Here is an 18,337-nt window from a genome sequence, read left to right as displayed (position 1 = left end):
CCCTCTGCAGTCGTCAATGCAATCCGCTTTGGCCCTGCCCCGGTCGGGTCACGCCGTCGCTACCGTACCTTTGCACCCGCTCCTGTAGTTCGGCCAACCGGATCGCACGGGAGTCGTCTTGGCTCGGCGCGGTGCCGCCCAGCCGCCGCGGCACCCAATACTGGCCCTCGGGGTGCGGATACTCCTCCTGCACCCGGTACAGCAGCGCATTCATCGCCTGCCGCAGCGTGGCGTTGAGCTGATCGGCCGTGCCCTGCGGCTGCAGCGGGCGGCCGACGGCCACGGTGATCGGAACCTTGTTGCGGAACACCTTCTTCGGGTGGTCCTTCGGCCAAATCCGATGGGCGCCCCAGACGACCACCGGGATCAGCGGCACCTGCGCCTCGACGGCCATCCGCGCCGCCCCGGTCTTGAATTCCCGGAGCTCGAAGCTGCGGCTGATCGTCGCCTCGGGATGCATGCCGATGAGCTGGCCCTCGCGCATGCGCTGCACGGCCACCTCGAGCGCGCCGTGTCCCGCCCGGCGATCCACCGGGATGAGCCGCGCGTGCTTGATCACGTAGTTGACCGCCTTCACGTCGGCCATTTCGGCCTTGATCATGAAGTACATCCGCCGACCGCGCTCCTTGACGGCCAGCATCGTCGGGAGCCAGTCGAGGTAGCTGGTGTGGTTCTGGGCCAGCAGGGCACCGCCGCGCGTGGGGATGTTCTCCAGCCCGTGGTAGGTGAATTTCGTTCCCTGCATGGCGACGACCGGCGGAACGACCCACTCCGCAAACCGGTAGAACGGCTCTGCCATCTCCTTGCTCCTTTCCCCCTAAAGCGACTGATGCGGAGTGCGGTTGGCGGCCTTCCTCGCCGACCGTGCCGCGACCTCGTCGGCCTCTATCCGGGCCGCCTCGGCCAAAGTCGGTGCGCCTCCGCCCAGCCGGCGCGGCACCCAGTAGGCGCCGGCGGGGTGCGGATAGGCGTGCTGCGCCCGGTGCAACAGCGCGGTCATCGATTCGCGCAGGGCGGCCGTGGTGGACGCGACGTCCGCGGCCGCGCGCAACGGCCCACCCACCTCCACCGAGATCGGCACCTTCTTGCGGCCGACGTTGCGGGGATGGTCCTTGGTCCAAATGCGGTGAGCCCCCCACACGACCACCGGCACGATCGGCACGTCCGCCTCGACGGCCATCCGGGCCGCGCCCGTCTTGAAGTCCTTGAGCTCGAAACTGCGGCTGATCGTGGCCTCGGGATAGACGCCGACCAGCTCGCCCTCGCGCAGGCGTTGGACGGCGACCGCATAGGCGTCCGCCCCGGCGCCGCGGTCCACCGGAATGGTGCGGGTGCGCTTGATCAGGAAATTGACCACCTTCACCTGTTGCATCTCGGCTTTGATCATGAATCTAAGCCGACGACGTCGCCGATGCACAGCCAATGCGGCGGGCAAAAAGTCGACGTAACTGGTGTGGTTGATCGCGATCACGGCGCCGCCCCGATCGGGGATGTTCTCCTCGCCCCGGTAGGTGATGGGGGTGCCGGTGGCCAGCACCACGAGGCGGGCCAGGATCTCGAGGGCGCGAAAGGTCGGCTCCGCCATCGGCTACTGCTCCGGCGGCCCGGTGGCTCTGGCGCGACGGGCCGCCCGCTCGGCGGCCTCCTCGGCGTCCATGCGGGCCGCCTCGGCGAGCGACGGTGCGCTGCCGCCGAGCCGTCGCGGCACCCAGAACTCACCGGCCGGATGCGGCCCATACATTTCTTGGGCCCGTTCCAGCAGGTGCTGCATCCGCGAATGCAGCAGCCCCTTCAACTCCTCGACGGCCAGCGTGGGTTCGATCGGTTCACCCGCCAGGACGACGATCGGCACCTTGGGGCGCAGCAGCTTCTTGGGGTGGCCCTTGGTCCAGATGCGCTGCGCGCCCCAGACGATGTGCGGAACGATCGGCACCCCGGCCTCGACCGCCATCCGGGCCGCACCGGACTTGAACTCCTTGATTTCGAAGCTGCGGCTGATCGTGGCCTCGGGGTAGACGCCGACAAGCTCGCCGTCCTTGAGGTTCCGCACGGCGGCCTCGTATGACGCGGCCCCGTCCTGACGGTCCACGGGAATGTGCCGCAGGCTGCGCATGATCGGCCCGGTGATCTTGTCGTCGAACACCTCTTGCTTGGCCATGAACCGCACCTTGCGCCCCAGGCCCTGCTTGTACGCGGGCAAACCCGCGAAGGTGAAGTCCAGGTAGCCGGTGTGGTTGATCGCGATGACGGCGCCGCCGCTTTTCGGTAAGTTCTCGACGCCCGAGACAGTGATCTTCAGACCCTGAATGCGCCAGACCAAGCGGGCGAGCTGAATGACTGTCCCGTATACCGGTTCCACAGCACTTCAGCCTAGTGCTCCCGACTGTGAGCCGCCCGAAGTGCCGGAAGCGCCGAGGAGAGGCCCCGTGTCCGTCCCCGATCCCCCGCCACCCGTGCCGGCGGTCGTGGGCCGCTTCGCCGCGGGCAGGCCCGTGCGCGCGGTCTGGGTCAACGAGCTCGGTGGGGTCACCTTCCGAGTGGGCGCGGGGTCCACCGGGGCGGAGTTCATCAAGGTGGCTCCCGCCGAAGTCGCCGACTTCGGCGGTGAAGCGCAGCGGCTGCGCTGGGCGGGCCGCTATGTGACCGTGCCGCCCGTCCTGGGCGGGGGCGTCGACGGGCACCGCGCGTGGCTGCGCACCGACCCGGCGCGCATCGGGTTTTAACGGCGGTTGTGGCGGGCCGAGGATGCGGCCTCGCGCTAAGCTCGGGGGCTGGCAAGCCGTCAACCGGCGGCGGGCCCCGATTTCCCAGGAAAGGCATCAGTGCAGGTCACGAGCGTCGGCCACGCCGGATTCCTGATCGAGACCCACGCGGGCAGCATCCTGTGTGACCCCTGGGTCAATCCGGCCTACTTCGGGTCCTGGTTTCCGTTCCCGGACAACAGCGGGCTGGACTGGGACCGGCTGGGCGACTGTGACTACCTGTACGTGTCGCACCTGCACAAGGACCACTTCGACGCCAAGAACCTGCGCGAGCACGTCAACAAGGACGCGGTGGTGCTGCTGCCCGACTTCCCGGTGCCCGACCTGCGAAACGAGTTGCAACTCCTGGGCTTTCACCGGTTCGTCGAGACCACGGACTCGACCAAGCACCGGGTCGGCGGGCCCAAGGGCGATCTCGACATCATGATCATCGCCCTGCGCGCGCCGGCCGACGGCCCGATCGGCGACTCCGCGCTGGTGGTGTCCGACGGCACCACCACGGTGTTCAACATGAACGACGCACGGCCGGTGGAAATGGAGGTGCTGGCAACGGAATTCGGCCACGTGGACGTGCACCTGCTGCAGTACTCCGGGGCGATCTGGTACCCGATGGTCTACGACATGCCGGCCCGGGCCAAGGAGTCGTTCGGGATCCAGAAGCGGCAGCGCGGGATGGATCGCGCCCGCCAATACATCGCCCAGGTGGGGGCGCGCTGGGTGGTGCCGTCCGCGGGGCCGCCGTGCTTTCTGGACCCGGAGTTGCGCCACCTCAACGACGACCACGGCGATCCGGCCAACATCTTCCCCGACCAGGTCGTCTTCCTGGAGCAGATGCGCATGCACGGCCACGACGGCGGCCTGCTGATGATCCCGGGGTCGACCGCCGACTTCACCGGCGCCACGCTGAACTCGCTGCGCCATCCGCTGCCCGCCGACGACGTGGAGGCCATCTTCACCACCGGCAAAGCGGCCTACATCGCCGACTATGCCGACCGGATGGCCCCCGTGCTGGCCGCGGAACGCGCCTGCTGGGCCCCGGCGACCGGCGAGCCACTGCTCGACCAGCTGCGCGCGCTCTTCGAGCCGATCATGCTGCAGAGCGACGAGATCTGCGACGGCATCGGCTACCCCGTCGAGCTGGTCATCGGGCCCGAGACGGTGATCCTCGACTTCCCGAAAAGATCAGTGCGCGAACGGATTCCCGACGAGAAGGTGCGTTACGGCTTCGCGATCGCGCCGGAGCTGGTGCGCACTGTGTTGCGCGATCACGAACCCGACTGGGTCAACACGATCTTCTTGTCCACCCGCTTCACCGCGTGGCGGGTCGGCGGCTACAACGAATACCTGTACACGTTCTTCAAGTGCCTGACCGACGAGCGGATCGCCTACGCGGACGGGTGGTTCGCCGAGACCCACGACGACTCCGCGTCGATCACGCTGGACGGCTGGGAGATGCAACGCCGTTGCCCCCACCTCAAGGCCGACCTGTCGAAATTCGGTGTGGTGGAGGGCAACACCTTGACCTGTAACCTGCACGGCTGGCAGTGGCGGTTGGACGACGGCCACTGCCTGACCGCGCGGGGCCACCAACTGCGCAGCTCGAAGAAATGACCGCGACCTACGATGACGGCTTGGTTCAGCTGGACCGGGCGGCGATCACGTTGCGCCGCTACCACTTTCCGTCCGGCACGTCGAAGGTCATCGCGCTGGAAGCGATCCGCGGTTACAGGACCGAGTCGCTGGGCATGTTCGTGCAGCGCTTCCGCATCTGGGGCAGCTCCGACCTCCGCCGCTGGCTACCCCTGGACATCCAGCGGCCCTTCAAGTCCAAGCTGATCACCCTGGACGTACCGGGGACCTGGCCCAGCCCCGCGTTGACCCCGGCCCGCCCGGACGAGTTCACGGCGTTGCTGGACGAACTGCTGAGCCAGCGCGGTTAGCGCCCCAGGTCACGCAGCGCCGCGCGGGCGGCGTTGTAGCCGGGGATGAACGTGATCCCCGGCCCGCCGTGGCAGCCCGCCCCGCCGAGGTACAGCCCCTCGATCGGGATGGGCTGGCCGCGAAAGCCTTTCGGGCCCGGCCGGTTCGGCCCGATCTGATCCGAGCTCAACAGCCCGTGGCAGTAGTCGCCGCCCGGGGCGCCGAACATCACCCCCATGTGCCTGGGCGTGAAGGTGGTGTGCCGGATGATGCTGCGCTCGAAGTTCGGCGCGAGCCGGGTGATCTTGTCGATCACCCGCTGGCCCATCTCGACCTTCGTCTGGCCATAGTCGGCACCGCCCTCGATCGGGAACCACAGCGCGAACGCCGATGCGGCGTGCTTGCCCTCGGGCGCCAGGTCCGGATCGTTCTGTGACGGGATCTGCAGCACCACCGTCGGGTCGGCCGGCACGATCCCGCGCCGGGCGTTCTCCCACTGCTGCTGGACTTCCTCCGGCGTGCAGAACAGGCCGATGGAGGCCTGCATGGCCGGCTCGTTGAGCGCCTCGTAGGGCGCGGCGAACTGCGGCGCCTCCTCCAGCGCGAAGTGCATCTGCAGGTAGCTGCCACGATGGTCGATCCCCGCGTAACGCTCGCGGATGTCGGCGGGCAGCGCGGCGGGATCGACCATCTCGTTCAGCGTGACGTCGGGCGCCAGGTTGGAGACGACGATCGGCGCGGTTAGCGTCTCGCCGGCCTCCGTGCGCACGCCGGTCACCCGGCCCCCGGCGACCAGGATTTCGGTGACCTTGGTGCGCAGCCGCACCTCACCGCCCAGGCTCTCCAAGAGTTCGGCCAGGTGCGCGGTGAGCGCGCCGATGCCGCCGCGCAGCTTCTTCATCTGCATGGTGTCGCCGTCGGGAACGCCGAGCCCGAAGGCGAGTGCCGCGGCGCTGCCCGGCGTGGCCGGCCCGCGGTAGAGGGTGTTGACGGCCAGCACGGTCATCGAGCCGCGCAACGCGCCGTGCTTCTCGCGGTCGGGCAGGTAGCGGTCCAGCACATCGGTGACCGAACCGAACAGCATGTCGTCGATGGCCGAGCGCTCGAATTCATTGGTGGCGCAGGCGTACATCTCGTCGAAAGTCTTGGGCTCGGTCCCCGCCTCGAACCGGCCCAGGGCCCGGGTCGGCGCCTGGCTCCAGGCCATCAGGCCCGCCATCCCGTTGACGGCGTCCGCGCCGTGCACCTCGTTGAGGTGCGTGAACAACTTGATGGGGTCGCTGTACTGGATGAGCGGATCGTCGCCGACGCCGCGCACCGCGACCGACATCACGTCCAGGTCGATCGTCTCGAGGGTGTCGAGGCCCAGCTCCTCGACCACCACCGACGCCGTCGGGAACTGCACCGAGCCGGCGATCTCGAAGCGATAGCCGTCGAAAAGCTCGACCGTGGAGGCCATCCCACCGGCATACAGCTTGGCGTCCAGGCACACCGTTCGCAGGCCGGCCTTCTGCAGCAGTACCGCCGCGGCCAACCCGTTGTGTCCCGCACCGATGACGATCGCGTCGTATTCAGTCATGTCCCTGCCCTCCGGAAAGGAGGCTGACACGGCCGCGAAGTTTTGTCAATTATGACGAAACGCGGCGTCAGGCGCCGGCGGCCCAGGCGTCGGTGATCCCGGCGCGCAACGACTCGAGCGCCGTGTGGCACATCCGCGCCAGCTCCCCCAGCGAGCGATCGTCGCCGATCATCCAGAGTTCCATCGCGCCGAACACCGCGGCCGCGACGCAGCGGGCGGTCACCGCGGCGCGCAACCGCGCGTCCGGGTCGTGCATCGCCGCGCAGCTACGCCGTTGCAGTTGCTCTTGGATGGCGTCGGCGAAGTCGGCCTGGACTTCCTGGATGTGGCGCACGATGCGGCCGGGGTCGAGCTCACCGCCCCGCAGCGCGGCGATCTTCGTCACGGCCTCAACGTCATAGGGAAACGAGAAGACCGCCGACTGCACGGAATCGATGATCGGCTCCGCGGCGGGCCGGGCATCCAACGCGGCGCGGAACCAGGTCAGCCCGGTGTAGTCGGCAAACAGCAAGTCGTGCTTGGACCGGAAGTGGCGATAGAAGGTCCGCAGCGACACCCCCGCGTCCGACGCGATCTGCTCGGCCGACGTCTCCTCGACGCCCTGGGCCAGGAACCGCACCAGCGCGGCCTGGATCAGCGCCTCCCGGGTGCGCTCGCTGCGCGCCGTCTGCGCGGGCCTGACCATGGGAGTAAGGTACCTCAGAATCTTTTGTCACTATTGACAGAACTTTGGCCGGGGGGTGAGACTTCGCCCATGATCTGGCTTTACATCCACGCAATACTCGGGATCGCCGTCGTCGCCTGGATTATCGCGTCGAACCCGAAGATCTACGCCAAACCGGCCGACGGGCCGTGGCTGTCGGCGCTGGAGTGCGTCTACTACGCGGCGGGCATCGCCTCGGTCGTGCTGGGCTGGTATTTCAACATTCACTTCGTGCTCGCCGCGCACGGCGAGGGCAGCATCGTGTCGGGGCCGGCCAGTTATCCGCACTTCCTGGCGGAGCAGTTCGCCAACCCGGCCGCGGGTTCGGGCGACCAGGACTACATCATCGCGAATGTCATTCTGTTGCCGGTCTTTACGATCGTCGACGGCTACCGGCGCGGGATCCGGCGGCCGTGGCTGTTCTTCCTCGCGAGCTTTTTCACCAGCTTCTCGTTCCCGCTCGCCTTCTACTTCGCGACCATGGAGCGGATGCGCCGGCACGCGAAATCCACGCCGACACCCGCGACCGTGGACGCGTAGGCCGGTCTCAGGCCGCTCTCAAGCCGGCTTGGTGACGCGCCAGCGCTGTCGCCCGCCGCTGACGTCGACCGCGACGTGGACGAATCCGGCCGCTTGAAGCCGCCGACGCAGGTCCGCCGGTGGAATCGGGTTGTAGGTGTCGGCGATGTGGAGGAGCCGGAAGGACAGCGACGGCACGCCGTCGCTGCCGGCGAACACGCCGCCGGGCCGCAGCACCCGGAACGCCTCGCCGAACAGCCGATCCTGGAGCTGTGCGTCGGGGACGTGATGCAGCATCGTGAAGCACACCACCGAGCTGAAGTGGTCGTCGGGCAACCCGGTGTCGGTGCCGTCGCCGTGCATGATGCGGGCCCGATCGCCGTAGCGGCGATTCAGCCGATCGGCCATCGCGGCATCGACCTCGACGGCCGTAAGTGCCTCGGCCCTGTCCAGCAGGGCGCGCGTCGTCGCCCCGTAACCCGGCCCGATTTCCAGTGTGCGAGAACCCAATTCGACGTCGCCCAGCACCCAGGGCAGCAGCCGGTCCGCCACCGTCTCCTGCCAGCCCGTCGAACTGCACCGCCACCGGTGCAACAGATTCATCGCCATCTCGCCAACGCTAGGCGCCGAGCCGCCTTGCGGGCTTCCGATATTCTGCCTTGATATGTCGGAAAGCGGCCACAACGGCCTGGCGACCTCGTCCCAGTCGCTGCCGCCGGGCGCGCGGATCCGGCGGCACCGGCATCGCCTGCACCAGATCGTCTACCCGTCCGCGGGCGCGGTCTCGGTCACCACGCCCGCGGGCACCTGGATCACCCCGACGAATCGCGCCATCTGGATACCGGCGGGCGTGTGGCACGAACACAGGTTTCACGGCCACACCCGGTTCCACGGCGTCGCGCTCGACCCCGGACGCTACCGTCGGGGCCCCGTGACACCGACGGTGCTCGCCGTCAATCCCTTGATGCGAGAACTGATCATCGCGTGCTCGGAATCCGAGGCGCTCGACACCGGCGAACACCACCGGATGCTGGCCGTGCTGCACGACCAGTTGCAAACGACGAGCGCCCGCGAGCCACTGTGGATCCCGACCCCCGCCGACAGCCGGTTGCGGCAGGCGTGCACCCTCATCACCGACAACCTGGCGGCCCCGCTCACGTTGCGCCAGCTCAGCAACCGGGTCGGCGTCAGCCAGCGCACCCTGAGCCGCCTGTTCGGCGACGAGCTGGGCATGACCTACCCGCAGTGGCGCACGCAGGTCCGCCTCCAGCACGCGCTGATGCTGCTCGCCGAGAACCGCGGTGTCACCGCGGTGGCGCTGGCGTGCGGCTGGGCCACGCCCAGCGCCTTCATCGACACCTACCGGCGCGCCTTCGGCCACACCCCGGGCGCCCGCCGTCTCTAGCCAATGATGGCGACCCGTCCCCCAGCTCCGCGGGGGTACCCCCAGCGCCCGGCTACGCCGCGCTTGCGATCGCCACTAGCCGGCCGGCTCCAGCAGGTCGGTGCCCACGAACGGCGCCAGCGCGGCGGGCACCCGCACGCTGCCGTCGGGCTGCTGGTGGTTCTCCAGGATCGCCACCAACCACCGGGTGGTGCCCAGGGTGCCGTTGAGCGTGGCCGCCACCTGAGGCTTGCCGTTCGCGTCCCGGTAGCGCGTGGCCAGCCGGCGCGCCTGGAACGTGGTGCAGTTCGACGTCGACGTCAGCTCGCGGTAGGTGCCCTGCGTGGGAACCCATGCCTCGCAGTCGAATTTGCGCGCGGCCGACGAGCCGAGATCGCCCGCGGCAACGTCGATCACCCGGTACGGCACCTCGATGCGGGCCAGCATCTCGCGCTGCCAGCCCAGCAGCCGTTGGTGTTCGGCCTCGGCGTCGGCGGGCGCGCAGTAGACGAACCCCTCCACCTTGTCGAACTGGTGCACCCGGATGATGCCACGGGTGTCCTTGCCGTAGCTGCCGGCCTCACGCCGGAAACACGACGACCAGCCCGCGTAGCGCAGCGGCCCGCCGGACAGATCGAGGATCTCGTCGGCGTGGTAGCCGGCCAGCGGCACCTCCGACGTCCCCACCAGGTACAGGTCGTCGGCCTCCACCCGGTACACCTCGTCCGCGTGCGCGCCCAGGAACCCGGTGCCGGCCATCACCTCCGGGCGCACCAGCACGGGCGGGATCATCGGGATGAAGCCGTTGTCGACGGCCAGCCGCAGGGCCAGCTGCAACAGGCCCAGCTGCAGCAGCGCGCCGCGGCCGGTGAGGAAGTAGAACCGCGAGCCGGACACCTTGGCACCGCGTTGCATGTCGATCAGGCCCAACGCCTCCCCCAATTCCAAATGGTCCCTGGGGTTTTCGATTGCCGCGGGCTCGCCGACGGTGTCGAGGACGACGTAGTCGTCCTCCCCGCCGGCGGGCACGCCGTCGACGACGACGTTCGAGATCGCCATGTGCGCCGCGGTGAACGCCGCCTCGGCCTCGGCCTGGGCGGCCTCCGCGGCCTTCACCTGCTCGGCGAGTTCCTTGGCGCGCGCCAGCCTGGCCGGGCGCTCGTCGGGTGACGCGGCGCCGACGCTCTTGCTGGCGGCCTTCTGTTCGGCGCGCAAGTCGTCGGCGGCCGAGATCGCCGCGCGGCGGTTGGCGTCGGCACTCAGCAACGCATCCACCAGCCCCGGGTCTTCGCCACGGTTGACTTGGGAGCGGCGCACGGCGTCGGGGTCTTGCCGGAGCAATTTCAGGTCGATCACGCGCCTGAGACTACTTTCGCGGACCGCCCCGGCCGTCAGAGCACCCCACCGCGTTGATCCCAGAAGTTGACATCCGCAACTTTCGTCACGCCACTTCGCCGGCCCTGTCAGAATGGAGCCGATGTCGGAAGCGCCCGAGAAGGAAGTTCCGGAAGCCGGTACCCCCGCCGGCTCCCCCGACGACCCTCGGAAACGGGCCGGCTTCGCCTGGCCGCGCGGGTTGCAGGCGACGGCGACCAGGCGCGCGCTGCTGCTCACCGCGCTGGGCGGCCTGTTGATCGCCGGGCTGGTCACGGCGATCCCGGTCGGCAGCGGGCCGGGGCGGCTGGCCGGCTACATCAACAGCGAACCGGTGCCCAGCACCGGCACCAAGAGCGACGCCGCGTTCAACCGCGCCAAGAGCGGCGACTGCCTGACATGGCCGGACGCCACCCCGGAGTCGGCCACCATCGTCAACTGCGCCGACGACCACAAGTTCGAGGTCGCCGAGTCCGTCGACATGCGGACGTTCCCGGGTGCCGAGTACGGGCCCGGCGCCGCTCCGCCGTCGCCGGCGCGGGTCCAGCAGATGACGCAGGAGCAGTGCGAGCCCGCGGTCCACAACTATCTGGGGCCCAAGTTCGACCCGGCCAGCAGGTTCATGGTCAGCCTGCTGTGGGCCGGCGACCGGGCCTGGCGCCAGTCCGGTGACCGCCGCATGCTGTGCGGCCTGCAGTTGCCGGGGGCCAACAATCAGCAAGAGATCTTCAAGGGCAAGGTCGCCGACGTCGACCAGTCCAAGGTCTGGCCCGCCGGCACCTGCCTGGGCATCGACTCGACGACCAACCAGCCCACCGATGTCCCGGTCGACTGCGCGGCGCCGCACGCCATGGAGGTCACCGGCACGGTGAACCTGGCCGAGAAGTTTCCGGGTGCCGTGCCGGCCGAGCCCGACCAGGACGGCTTCATCAAGGACTCGTGCACGAAGATGACCGACGCCTACCTCGCGCCGACCAAGTTGCGCACCACCACCCTGACGCTCATCTACCCGACCGTGTCGCTGCCGAGTTGGTCGGCGGGCAGCCGCCAGGTCGCCTGCAGCATCGGCGCGACGCTGGGCAACGGGGGCTGGGCCACGCTGGTCAACAGCGCCAAGGGGCAGCTGCTCATCAACGGTCAGCCCCCGGTGCCGCCGCCCGACATTCCGGAGGAGCGGCTGACGATGCCGCCGATACCGGTCCAGGTGCCGAGCCAGCAGAGCCAGGCCGGCAACCCGCCGGACGCCATACCGCCCAACAACCAGCACCTGCCGGGACAGCAGCCGGTCGCGACGCAACCGCAGGCGCCGGCCCCGCAGCAGCCTCCGGCCCCCCAAGCGCCGCGGGACGTCCCACCGCCGGCCGACGCCGGCGCACCGCCGGCGCCGCCCGCACCTGAAGCGCCCCCGCCTCCGCCGCCCCCGGGCGGCTAGCCGGGTGGCCGTGCGGATGGACCCGCAGCGGTTCGACGAGCTGGTCTCCGACGCGCTCGACCTGATCCCGCCCGCGCTGGCGGCCGCGATGGACAACGTCGTCGTCCTCGTGGAGGACCGCCACCCGGACGACGCCGAACTGCTCGGCCTCTACGAAGGGGTGGCGCTCACCGAACGCGACTCCGACTACGCCGGGTCGCTGCCCGACGCCATCACCATCTACCGCGAGGCGCTACTGGACGCCTGCGACTCCGCCGACGACGTCGTCGAGGAGGTGGCGATCACGGTCATCCACGAAATCGCCCATCACTTCGGCATCGACGACGACCGGCTGGAAGAACTGGGCTGGGCCTGACGCCCCTGAACCCCTTGTGCGGGCGCGGCAACCCCATTATGTCCGGGCCGGGTGCTATGAACGGCTTATGAGCGCTGAATGCCGCGAGTGCCGGGCGGGCTTGGATCACTGCCACGGCACCATCATTCGTCATTCGCTGCGCCGGTGGGAATGCACGGAGCCGGACTGCGACAGCCCCGAGCTGTTGGTACACACCTTCGTGATCGACTGCGATGCCGTCGGCTGCGCCTGTGCCGACGAGTCGCTAGCCCATCGGATCGGTGCCTGAGCGCACGGCGTCGGCGACGGGCGTCGCGTCGGCCTGGGGGTAGAACGGCGGCGTCAGGTTTCCCCACCGCACGCAGCTCCACCTCCCGTCGGTGATCGGGGCCAACACCACCGATTCGGCGTTGTCGAGATGGTTGTCCAGCGCGAAGTTGCCGTCCACCCCGGCCAGCACCGCCGAGGCCAGCCGGATCGCCGCGCCATGGCTCACGACGACGATGTCGCCGTTCCACTCGTCGTCGTCGAGATAGCGCATCCGCAGTTCGGTCAGCGCCGGCACGTAGCGGTCCAAGACGTCGTTGCCGGTCTCCCCGCCGGGCAGGGGCACGTCGAGGTCCCCGCGGTGCCACTGTTCGTAGATCGCGTTGAACTCGGCGACCGCCTCGTCGTCGCTGCGGTTTTCCAGCCGCCCGACCTGCACCTCGTGAATCCCGGCGACTTGCCGGGCGCCCAGTTCGACTTCCACGCCGATCACCTCGGCCGTCTGCCACGCCCGGGTGGCCACCGAGTGCGCCAGCAGCGCCGGGCGTCCCGAATCGCGGGCGAACGCGCGGGCCTGGTCACGGCCCAACGGCGTCAGCTCCGCGCCGGGAGGCCGGGTGTCCAGCCTGCGCTCGACGTTGCCGTAGGACTGCCCGTGCCGCAACAGCACCAAACGACCGCCCATCGCTCCCTACCCCCCCGCCCCGGACGTCTGGTCCGGTTTGCCTTCCCGCAGTCGCGCCAACCAGCGCGAGGCCTCGTCCGCCGGCGGTGGCGGCACCCCGACGGCCGACCCCGTCGGCCAGGAACCCAGATATCTCACATCGGCACAACGACGGTGCAACGCCTTGAGTGCCTCGGCGACGGCGCCGTCGTCGACGTGGCCGACACAGTCGGCGAAGAACAGATAGGTTCCGAGTTCGGTTCTGGTCGGCCTGGACTCGATTCGGGTCAGGTCGATGCCCCGAATGCCGAATTCGGCCAGCGCGGACAGCAGCGCACCCGGCACGTTGTCGATCCGCAACACCACCGCGGTGCGATCGGCTCCGGTGCGGGCCGGGGGCGGACCCGGCAGGCCGATCAGCACGAAGCGGGTGCGGGCGTTGGGTTCGTCGACGACGCCTTCGGCCAGGGCGGTCAGTCCCCAATGCGCGGCGGCCAGCGGGGAGGTCACCGCGGCGTCGGCCTGGCCCTCGGCCACCTGCCGCGCCGCGTCGGCGTTCGAGTACGCCGGCCGCAGCTCGACGCCCGGCAGCTGGGCCGCCATCCACTTGCGCACCTGCGCCACCGCCACCGGGAAGGCGGCCAGCGTGCGCACGTCGCGCGCGCCCAGGCCCGGTTTGATGACGATGCTGAACGCCACATCGAGGGTGGTCTCGGCGAACACCTGCAGAGGCGAACCGATCGCCAGGCTGTCCAGCGTGGGGCTGACCGAGCCGTCGATCGAGTTCTCGATGGGCACGCACGCGTAATCGGCGTTGCCGTCGCGGACCGCGTTGAGCGCCGCCGGGGTGCTTTCGAGCGGGATCCGCCGCACGGGCCCCGGCTCCTGACCGGGCACCAGGCCGGCGGCGGTGATTTGCAGGAGCGCCGCCTCGGTGAAGGTCCCTTCGGGACCGAGGTATGCGATGCGGACCACGCCCCAACCCTAACGGCGCTCGACGCCGCACGAACCTTGCGACGCGGGCGACCGTAAGTTAACTTAGGCTTACCTAATTAGCGGAGGAGAACTATGGCACTGCCGAGCGGCCGGGCACCGACGACCCCGGAACGCATTCGCAGCGCCTGCGCGCGGGCCGGTGGCGCGCTGCTGGCCTTGGAAGGCGGGCCGGCGCGACGGGACCCGTTCGCTTCGCCGGTCCACCACCTGCTGCCCGACGGTTCCTTTGCGCTGGCCATCCCCGTCGACGCCGGCGAACCCGTCGCCGGATCGCAGGCGCTGCTGGAGCTGACGGACTACGCCCCACTGCCGTTGCGGGAACCGGTGCGTTCCCTGGTGTGGGTGCGCGGCCGCCTGCAGCGGGTCCCGGCTGACGCCGTGACCGACACGCTTGACCGGATCGCCGCCGCGTACCCGAACCCGGCGTTGCTGCAGGTCGAGACCCCGCGGTCGGGGCCGTCCGGCGGAGAGCCGCGGTACGCGCTGTTCCGGCTGGAGATCGCCTCCGTCGTCGTCACCGACGCCACCGGCGCCGAGCCCGTCAGCGTCGCGGACCTGCTCGCCGCCCGGCCCGACCCGTTCTGCGACGTCGAGGCGAGCCTGCTGTGGCACCTGGACACCGTGCACAACGACGTGGTCGCGCGGCTGGTGTCGAAGCTGCCGGCGCCGCTGCGGCGGGGGCAGGTGCGCCCACTGGGGCTCGACCGGTACGGCATGCGGTTCCGCGTCGAAGCGACCGACGGCGACCACGACGTCCGGCTGCCTTTCCACAAGCCGGTGGACGACATGACCGGGCTGAGCCAGGCGATCCGGTTGCTGATGGGTTGCCCGTTCATCAACGGACTACGAGCCCGCAGGTAGCCCGCGTACGTTAGCCGGGTGAACGGCGACCGAGCACCGCACCGGCGCGCGCCCCGACCGCCGCGGAGGCCGGAGCCGCCGCAGGTGATCGCCCGGGCCGATCCGCCCACCGCACCGCTGCGACGCCCGGTGCCCACACCACCAGCGCCGAAGCCGCCGCCGCCCCCGAGGCCCGTCGGCCCGAGGGCGCGCCGCAACCGCCGCTGGGTCCGGGCGGTGGCGCTCACGACGTTGATCGGCGCGCTGCTCGCCGGCGTCGGTGTCGTGGCCGGGGCGGCTTGGTTCGACGCCGAGCTGCACCGCGAACAGGCGCTGACCGACTATCCCGACCGGCCCGCGGCGGGCCGCGGCACGAATTGGCTGATCGTCGGCTCCGACAGCAGGCAAGGCCTCACCGCCGAGCAGCAGCGCGACCTGGCCACCGGCGGCGACGTCGGCAACGGTCGCACCGACACCATCCTGCTGGTGCACGTGCCCGCGCCCGGATCGAGCACCCCGCCGACGGTGGTGTCGATCCCGCGGGACTCGTACGTACCGATCCCGGATCACGGCAAGGACAAGATCAACGCCGCGTTCGCGATGGGCGGCGCGCCGCTGCTGACCCGGACGGCGGAGCAGGCCACCGGGCTGCGCCTCGACCACTACGTCGAGATCGGCTTCGGCGGCTTCGCCGGCCTCGTCGACGCGCTGGGCGGGATCACCGTGTGCCCGGCCGCGCCCATCGACGACCCGTTGGCCGGCATCGACCTGCCGGCCGGCTGCCAGAAACTCGCGGGCCGCGACGCCCTGGGCTACGTCCGGACGCGCGACACACCGCGCGCCGATCTGGATCGGATGGTCAACCAGCGCGAGTTCCTGTCGGCGCTGCTGCACCGCGCCACCAGCCCGGCGGTGTGGCTGAATCCCCTGCGCTGGTACTCGGTGCCGCGCGCGGCGGCCGACGCCATGACCGTCGACCGGGGCGACCATGTGTGGGATCTCGCCCGGCTCGGCTGGGCGCTGCGCGGGTCCACGACCTCGATCACCGTTCCGATCGGCGAATTCACCGACAGCGACGTCGGCTCGGTGGTGGTGTGGAACCACCAGGTCGCCGGCAAGTTGTTCGACGCGCTCGCCACGGACGCGCCCGTGCCCGCCGCCGCCCTCGAGGGGCCGCGATAGCGCGTCTAACCGCTGCCGTCCCCGGCCCGCGCGTTCTGCAACCACGCCTTGGTGCGACCTGGGTGATGGGTGGCGAGCCAGGCCACGCCGACGTCCCGGCAGAAGTCGATGTCCTCGTACTCGTCGACGTTCCAGCAGTAGACGGCCCTGCCCTGCGCGACGGCGCGGTCCACCAGTTGGGGATAGTCCTTCAACGTCGCCAACGAGGGTCCGACGGCGGTGGCGCCGACGGCGGTGGCCGCGCTGCTGGCAAGGTAGCGAGCGGTCTTGCCGAGCAGCACCGTCGGCAGCAACGGCGCGGCTCGCCGGATCCGCCAGACCGCGGCCGCCGAGAACGACATCACCACGGCGCGGGACCGGTCGGCCGAGGCGGGCGCCGCGATGCCGAAGCGATGCAACGACGCGAGGAGCTTGCTTTCCACCAGGGAGCCGTAGCGCACCGGGTGCTTGGTTTCGATGAAGAGCTTCACCGGCCGGTGCCAGTCCAGAACCAGCGACACCAGGGCGTCCAGGGTCAGCAGGCTGGTGTCGCCGTGCGTGCCGTCGGCGCGCCAGCTGTCGTGCCACGCACCATATTCGAGCTCGCGCAACTCGGCGAGCGTCATGGTGCTGACCAAACCGGCGCCCGTCGAGGTCCGGTCCAGACGGCGGTCGTGCACGCAGACCAGGTGGCCGTCGCGGGTCAGGCGCACGTCGCATTCCACGCCGTCGGCGCCCTGTTTGAGCGCGAGATCGTAGGCAGCCAGCGTGTGTTCGGGCCGAGCGGCCGAAGCCCCTCGATGGGCAACGACATAGGGATGCCCGGCGAGCACCTCGTCGGCCCACGTCATATCCCTATGCTGCCGGTTCCTGCCCCTCCAGCTCAACCGGACCGCCGGATGCGCGGCCGGCGCCGCGGTCCGGGCCGTCCCGCTCGACCACCACCCAACGGTGCGCGGGCCGCTGCACCGGTTTGCGCTCGAAGCCCTCGAACACCCGGGCGACCGCGGCCACCGTGACGGCGGCGAGCAGATAGGCGAACACCATCAACACGGTGTTGTTGGCGATGCCCTGGGCATCAGTGGCGAAGCCGGTGAAGATGGCGAAGATCGAGACCAGGTAGCTGAAGACCCACGCGATCCACCACTCGAGGATCGGCCGTCGCAGCCGCGCGTAGTGTTCCTCGACGGTTGCCAGCTCGATGACGTACACGGGAGCCCACAGCAGGTTTGCCAGCGGCACCACGCATCCGGGCCACAACGCGCGAACGGAACGCGACTCCGGCAGGCCGTGATGGGCGAAGACCGCGGCCCTGCGTGCGATCAGCCACCGGATCAACATCACGCCGGAGGTGAACACCGCCGCGATCGCCCCCACGCTGGCCAGCACCCCGATCCAATCCGCGACGATGGCCACGACCGAATTCAGCAGCGTGTTCCGGTTGAACACCAACAGCGCGTATCTCACGACATACACCAGGGCGGCCATGCTGAGGATCAGCACGGTCAGGAACAGCGTGGTCCGCAAGACCGGCGCGGAAGGCCCGGTCTGGGAAGGCTTTTCGGCCGCCGTCGGGGTCTGCTCAACGCGGTCGGCCAAACCCCAGCGCGGAATCACGGCGTAGCGCGGGGTGGGGCCCAGGGACCGGTGACCTCGGCGCGGAGGCGGCGCTGCGCCCGGGCGCACCGCGATCCACCGGAAGCCCGGCGGCAACCGCGGCGCGCTGCGCTGCCAGCCGGGGCCCGCGGGTCCGGCGGTCTGCCCGGCCGGTGCGTTCCATCGCGGGTCTGCCACCGGCATGTCGGGCAGGGGAGCCATCAGCGCCCCGCGGCAGCGGGGACACCAGTCACGTCGCCGCTCGCGCACGTTCCACCGCGTGCCGCACTGGGAGCACACCTGGATCACCGGACCAGCCTAGCCCCGGCGACGAGGCGGGCCGCGGTAAGCGGCCCGGTGAGAAGCGGGGCAATCCGGCACCGCCCCGGCTTGGCGGCGGTCCGCGCTAAGCGACGAGGCGGCCCGCGGTGCGCGGCGCGGGCCCGCGCATCCGGCGGTCCGGCAACCCAACACTTTCTCAGGGCTATCCACAGTTTGCACAGGTTTATCCACAGTTACTGAGCGGGTAGCCACCGCATCAACACAGCCTCTTCGAGTCACCCGGTCCGCAACTGTGGATAACCCCCGGGTGGTACGGCTGTACCATAAACAGCCCTAACCGGTACACGAGCGAAATGAATTGCCTCGCTAACTGCTCGCAGCTGAGCCCGCCGGGACACCTGACACCGGCCGGATCCCGCCTACGTCGGTGTCGCGCGGCAATCTCCGGAAACCCCGCGCCGGCGCGCCGTCAGCCAGCGCATTTTCCAACCCCGGCGCGAGGGGTTATGATCACCGTCACGAAA

The 18,337-nt window shown here is 69.9% G+C and carries 19 protein-coding genes and 2 pseudogenes; 10 read left to right on the top strand and 11 right to left on the bottom strand.

What is annotated here, in order from left to right; all coding sequences use genetic code 11:
- Nucleotides 1-13 precede the first annotated feature (13 nt).
- The 3 genes from A5696_RS13845 to A5696_RS13835 are packed head-to-tail and all read right to left on the bottom strand — an operon-like array spanning nt 14 to nt 2,359.
- Complete coding sequence (locus A5696_RS13845) at nt 14-799, bottom strand: 1-acyl-sn-glycerol-3-phosphate acyltransferase (RefSeq protein WP_067879497.1); 786 nt, start codon at nt 797-799, stop codon at nt 14-16.
- Nucleotides 800-817: 18 nt separating this feature from the next.
- Nucleotides 818-1,585, bottom strand: a complete 768-nt coding sequence (locus A5696_RS13840; protein WP_067879493.1) for a 1-acyl-sn-glycerol-3-phosphate acyltransferase — start codon at nt 1,583-1,585, stop codon at nt 818-820.
- 3 nt (nt 1,586-1,588) lie between these two features.
- Entirely contained in the window at nt 1,589-2,359 is a 771-nt protein-coding gene (locus A5696_RS13835; RefSeq protein ID WP_067879491.1) for a 1-acyl-sn-glycerol-3-phosphate acyltransferase, read from the bottom strand.
- Between the two features lie 67 nt (nt 2,360-2,426).
- Between A5696_RS13835 and A5696_RS13830 the strand changes: the two are divergent.
- The 3 genes and pseudogenes from A5696_RS13830 to A5696_RS13820 form a co-directional block, all read left to right on the top strand.
- A pseudogene (locus A5696_RS13830) lies at nt 2,427-2,702 on the top strand (aminoglycoside phosphotransferase APH(3')); the annotation flags it as partial.
- A gap of 120 nt (nt 2,703-2,822) precedes the next feature.
- On the top strand, nt 2,823-4,373 hold the full coding sequence (locus A5696_RS13825) for an MBL fold metallo-hydrolase (protein ID WP_067879485.1): 1,551 nt from the start codon (nt 2,823-2,825) through the stop codon (nt 4,371-4,373).
- A complete protein-coding gene (locus A5696_RS13820) occupies nt 4,370-4,702 on the top strand; it encodes a hypothetical protein (protein ID WP_067879482.1) in 333 nt (110 codons plus the stop codon). The genes A5696_RS13825 and A5696_RS13820 overlap by 4 nt, the downstream gene beginning before the upstream one ends.
- Here A5696_RS13820 and A5696_RS13815 read toward each other — a convergent pair.
- Together A5696_RS13815 and A5696_RS13810 are read right to left on the bottom strand one after the other, a co-directional pair.
- The gene (locus tag A5696_RS13815) at nt 4,699-6,261 is read right to left on the bottom strand and encodes an NAD(P)/FAD-dependent oxidoreductase (RefSeq protein WP_067879477.1); all 1,563 of its coding nucleotides are present in this window, start codon (nt 6,259-6,261) and stop codon (nt 4,699-4,701) included. The genes A5696_RS13820 and A5696_RS13815 overlap by 4 nt on opposite strands.
- Nucleotides 6,262-6,328: 67 nt before the next feature.
- Nucleotides 6,329-6,946, bottom strand: a complete 618-nt coding sequence (locus tag A5696_RS13810; protein WP_067879474.1) for a TetR/AcrR family transcriptional regulator — start codon at nt 6,944-6,946, stop codon at nt 6,329-6,331.
- A 69-nt stretch (nt 6,947-7,015) separates the two neighbouring features.
- Here A5696_RS13810 and A5696_RS13805 point away from each other — a divergent pair, with 69 nt between their 5' ends.
- On the top strand, nt 7,016-7,504 hold the full coding sequence (locus A5696_RS13805) for a DUF2834 domain-containing protein (RefSeq protein ID WP_067879471.1): 489 nt from the start codon (nt 7,016-7,018) through the stop codon (nt 7,502-7,504).
- Nucleotides 7,505-7,522: 18 nt separating this feature from the next.
- Here the strand turns inward: A5696_RS13805 and A5696_RS13800 are convergent, their stop codons facing one another.
- On the bottom strand, nt 7,523-8,092 hold the full coding sequence (locus tag A5696_RS13800) for a class I SAM-dependent methyltransferase (protein WP_067879468.1): 570 nt from the start codon (nt 8,090-8,092) through the stop codon (nt 7,523-7,525).
- A 55-nt stretch (nt 8,093-8,147) separates the two neighbouring features.
- On the opposite strand from A5696_RS13800, the gene A5696_RS13795 reads away from it, so the two are divergent.
- A complete protein-coding gene (locus A5696_RS13795; protein ID WP_067879465.1) occupies nt 8,148-8,888 on the top strand; it encodes a helix-turn-helix transcriptional regulator in 741 nt (246 codons plus the stop codon).
- Nucleotides 8,889-8,963: 75 nt separating this feature from the next.
- Here the strand turns inward: A5696_RS13795 and serS are convergent, their stop codons facing one another.
- Nucleotides 8,964-10,223 carry a serine--tRNA ligase gene (gene serS / locus A5696_RS13790; protein ID WP_067879462.1) on the bottom strand — a complete coding sequence of 420 codons (1,260 nt, stop codon included), beginning with the start codon at nt 10,221-10,223 and terminating at the stop codon, nt 8,964-8,966.
- A 112-nt stretch (nt 10,224-10,335) separates the two neighbouring features.
- On the opposite strand from serS, the gene A5696_RS13785 reads away from it, so the two are divergent.
- The 3 genes and pseudogenes from A5696_RS13785 to A5696_RS28380 all read left to right on the top strand — a co-directional run bounded on the left by A5696_RS13785 (nt 10,336) and on the right by A5696_RS28380 (nt 12,296).
- Nucleotides 10,336-11,673, top strand: a complete 1,338-nt coding sequence (locus A5696_RS13785) for a septum formation family protein (protein ID WP_067879459.1) — start codon at nt 10,336-10,338, stop codon at nt 11,671-11,673.
- Between the two features lie 4 nt (nt 11,674-11,677).
- A pseudogene (locus A5696_RS13780) lies at nt 11,678-12,099 on the top strand (metallopeptidase family protein).
- Nucleotides 12,096-12,296: a hypothetical protein gene (locus tag A5696_RS28380; protein WP_082956488.1), complete on the top strand. Its 201-nt coding sequence runs from the start codon at nt 12,096-12,098 to the stop codon at nt 12,294-12,296. Before A5696_RS13780 ends, A5696_RS28380 begins: the two are co-directional and overlap by 4 nt.
- Here the strand turns inward: A5696_RS28380 and A5696_RS13775 are convergent.
- Both A5696_RS13775 and pheA read right to left on the bottom strand, forming a co-directional pair.
- Complete coding sequence (locus A5696_RS13775) at nt 12,273-12,959, bottom strand: histidine phosphatase family protein (RefSeq protein ID WP_067879454.1); 687 nt, start codon at nt 12,957-12,959, stop codon at nt 12,273-12,275. The two genes, A5696_RS28380 and A5696_RS13775, sit on opposite strands and share 24 nt — an antisense overlap.
- Before the next feature lie 6 nt (nt 12,960-12,965).
- Nucleotides 12,966-13,913: a prephenate dehydratase gene (gene pheA / locus A5696_RS13770; RefSeq protein ID WP_067879451.1), complete on the bottom strand. Its 948-nt coding sequence runs from the start codon at nt 13,911-13,913 to the stop codon at nt 12,966-12,968.
- A gap of 93 nt (nt 13,914-14,006) precedes the next feature.
- Here pheA and A5696_RS13765 point away from each other — a divergent pair, with 93 nt between their 5' ends.
- Both A5696_RS13765 and A5696_RS13760 read left to right on the top strand, forming a co-directional pair.
- On the top strand, nt 14,007-14,795 hold the full coding sequence (locus A5696_RS13765) for a DUF2470 domain-containing protein (protein WP_067879448.1): 789 nt from the start codon (nt 14,007-14,009) through the stop codon (nt 14,793-14,795).
- 18 nt (nt 14,796-14,813) lie between these two features.
- Nucleotides 14,814-15,956 carry an LCP family protein gene (locus A5696_RS13760; protein ID WP_067879443.1) on the top strand — a complete coding sequence of 381 codons (1,143 nt, stop codon included), beginning with the start codon at nt 14,814-14,816 and terminating at the stop codon, nt 15,954-15,956.
- Nucleotides 15,957-15,961: 5 nt separating this feature from the next.
- Here the strand turns inward: A5696_RS13760 and A5696_RS13755 are convergent, their stop codons facing one another.
- Together A5696_RS13755 and A5696_RS13750 are read right to left on the bottom strand one after the other, a co-directional pair.
- A complete protein-coding gene (locus tag A5696_RS13755; RefSeq protein WP_067879439.1) occupies nt 15,962-16,786 on the bottom strand; it encodes a glycerophosphodiester phosphodiesterase in 825 nt (274 codons plus the stop codon).
- 4 nt (nt 16,787-16,790) lie between these two features.
- Nucleotides 16,791-17,840, bottom strand: coding sequence for a DUF4328 domain-containing protein (locus A5696_RS13750; RefSeq protein WP_067879434.1), 1,050 nt, complete (start codon nt 17,838-17,840; stop codon nt 16,791-16,793).
- Between the last annotated feature and the right edge of the window lie 497 nt (nt 17,841-18,337).

Source organism: Mycobacterium sp. E2699 (genome assembly GCF_001666745.1).
Classification (GTDB): Bacteria; Actinomycetota; Actinomycetes; order Mycobacteriales; family Mycobacteriaceae; genus Mycobacterium.
Note: the sequence above shows the minus strand (reverse complement) of the source record. Positions and strands in the feature narration are given on the sequence as shown.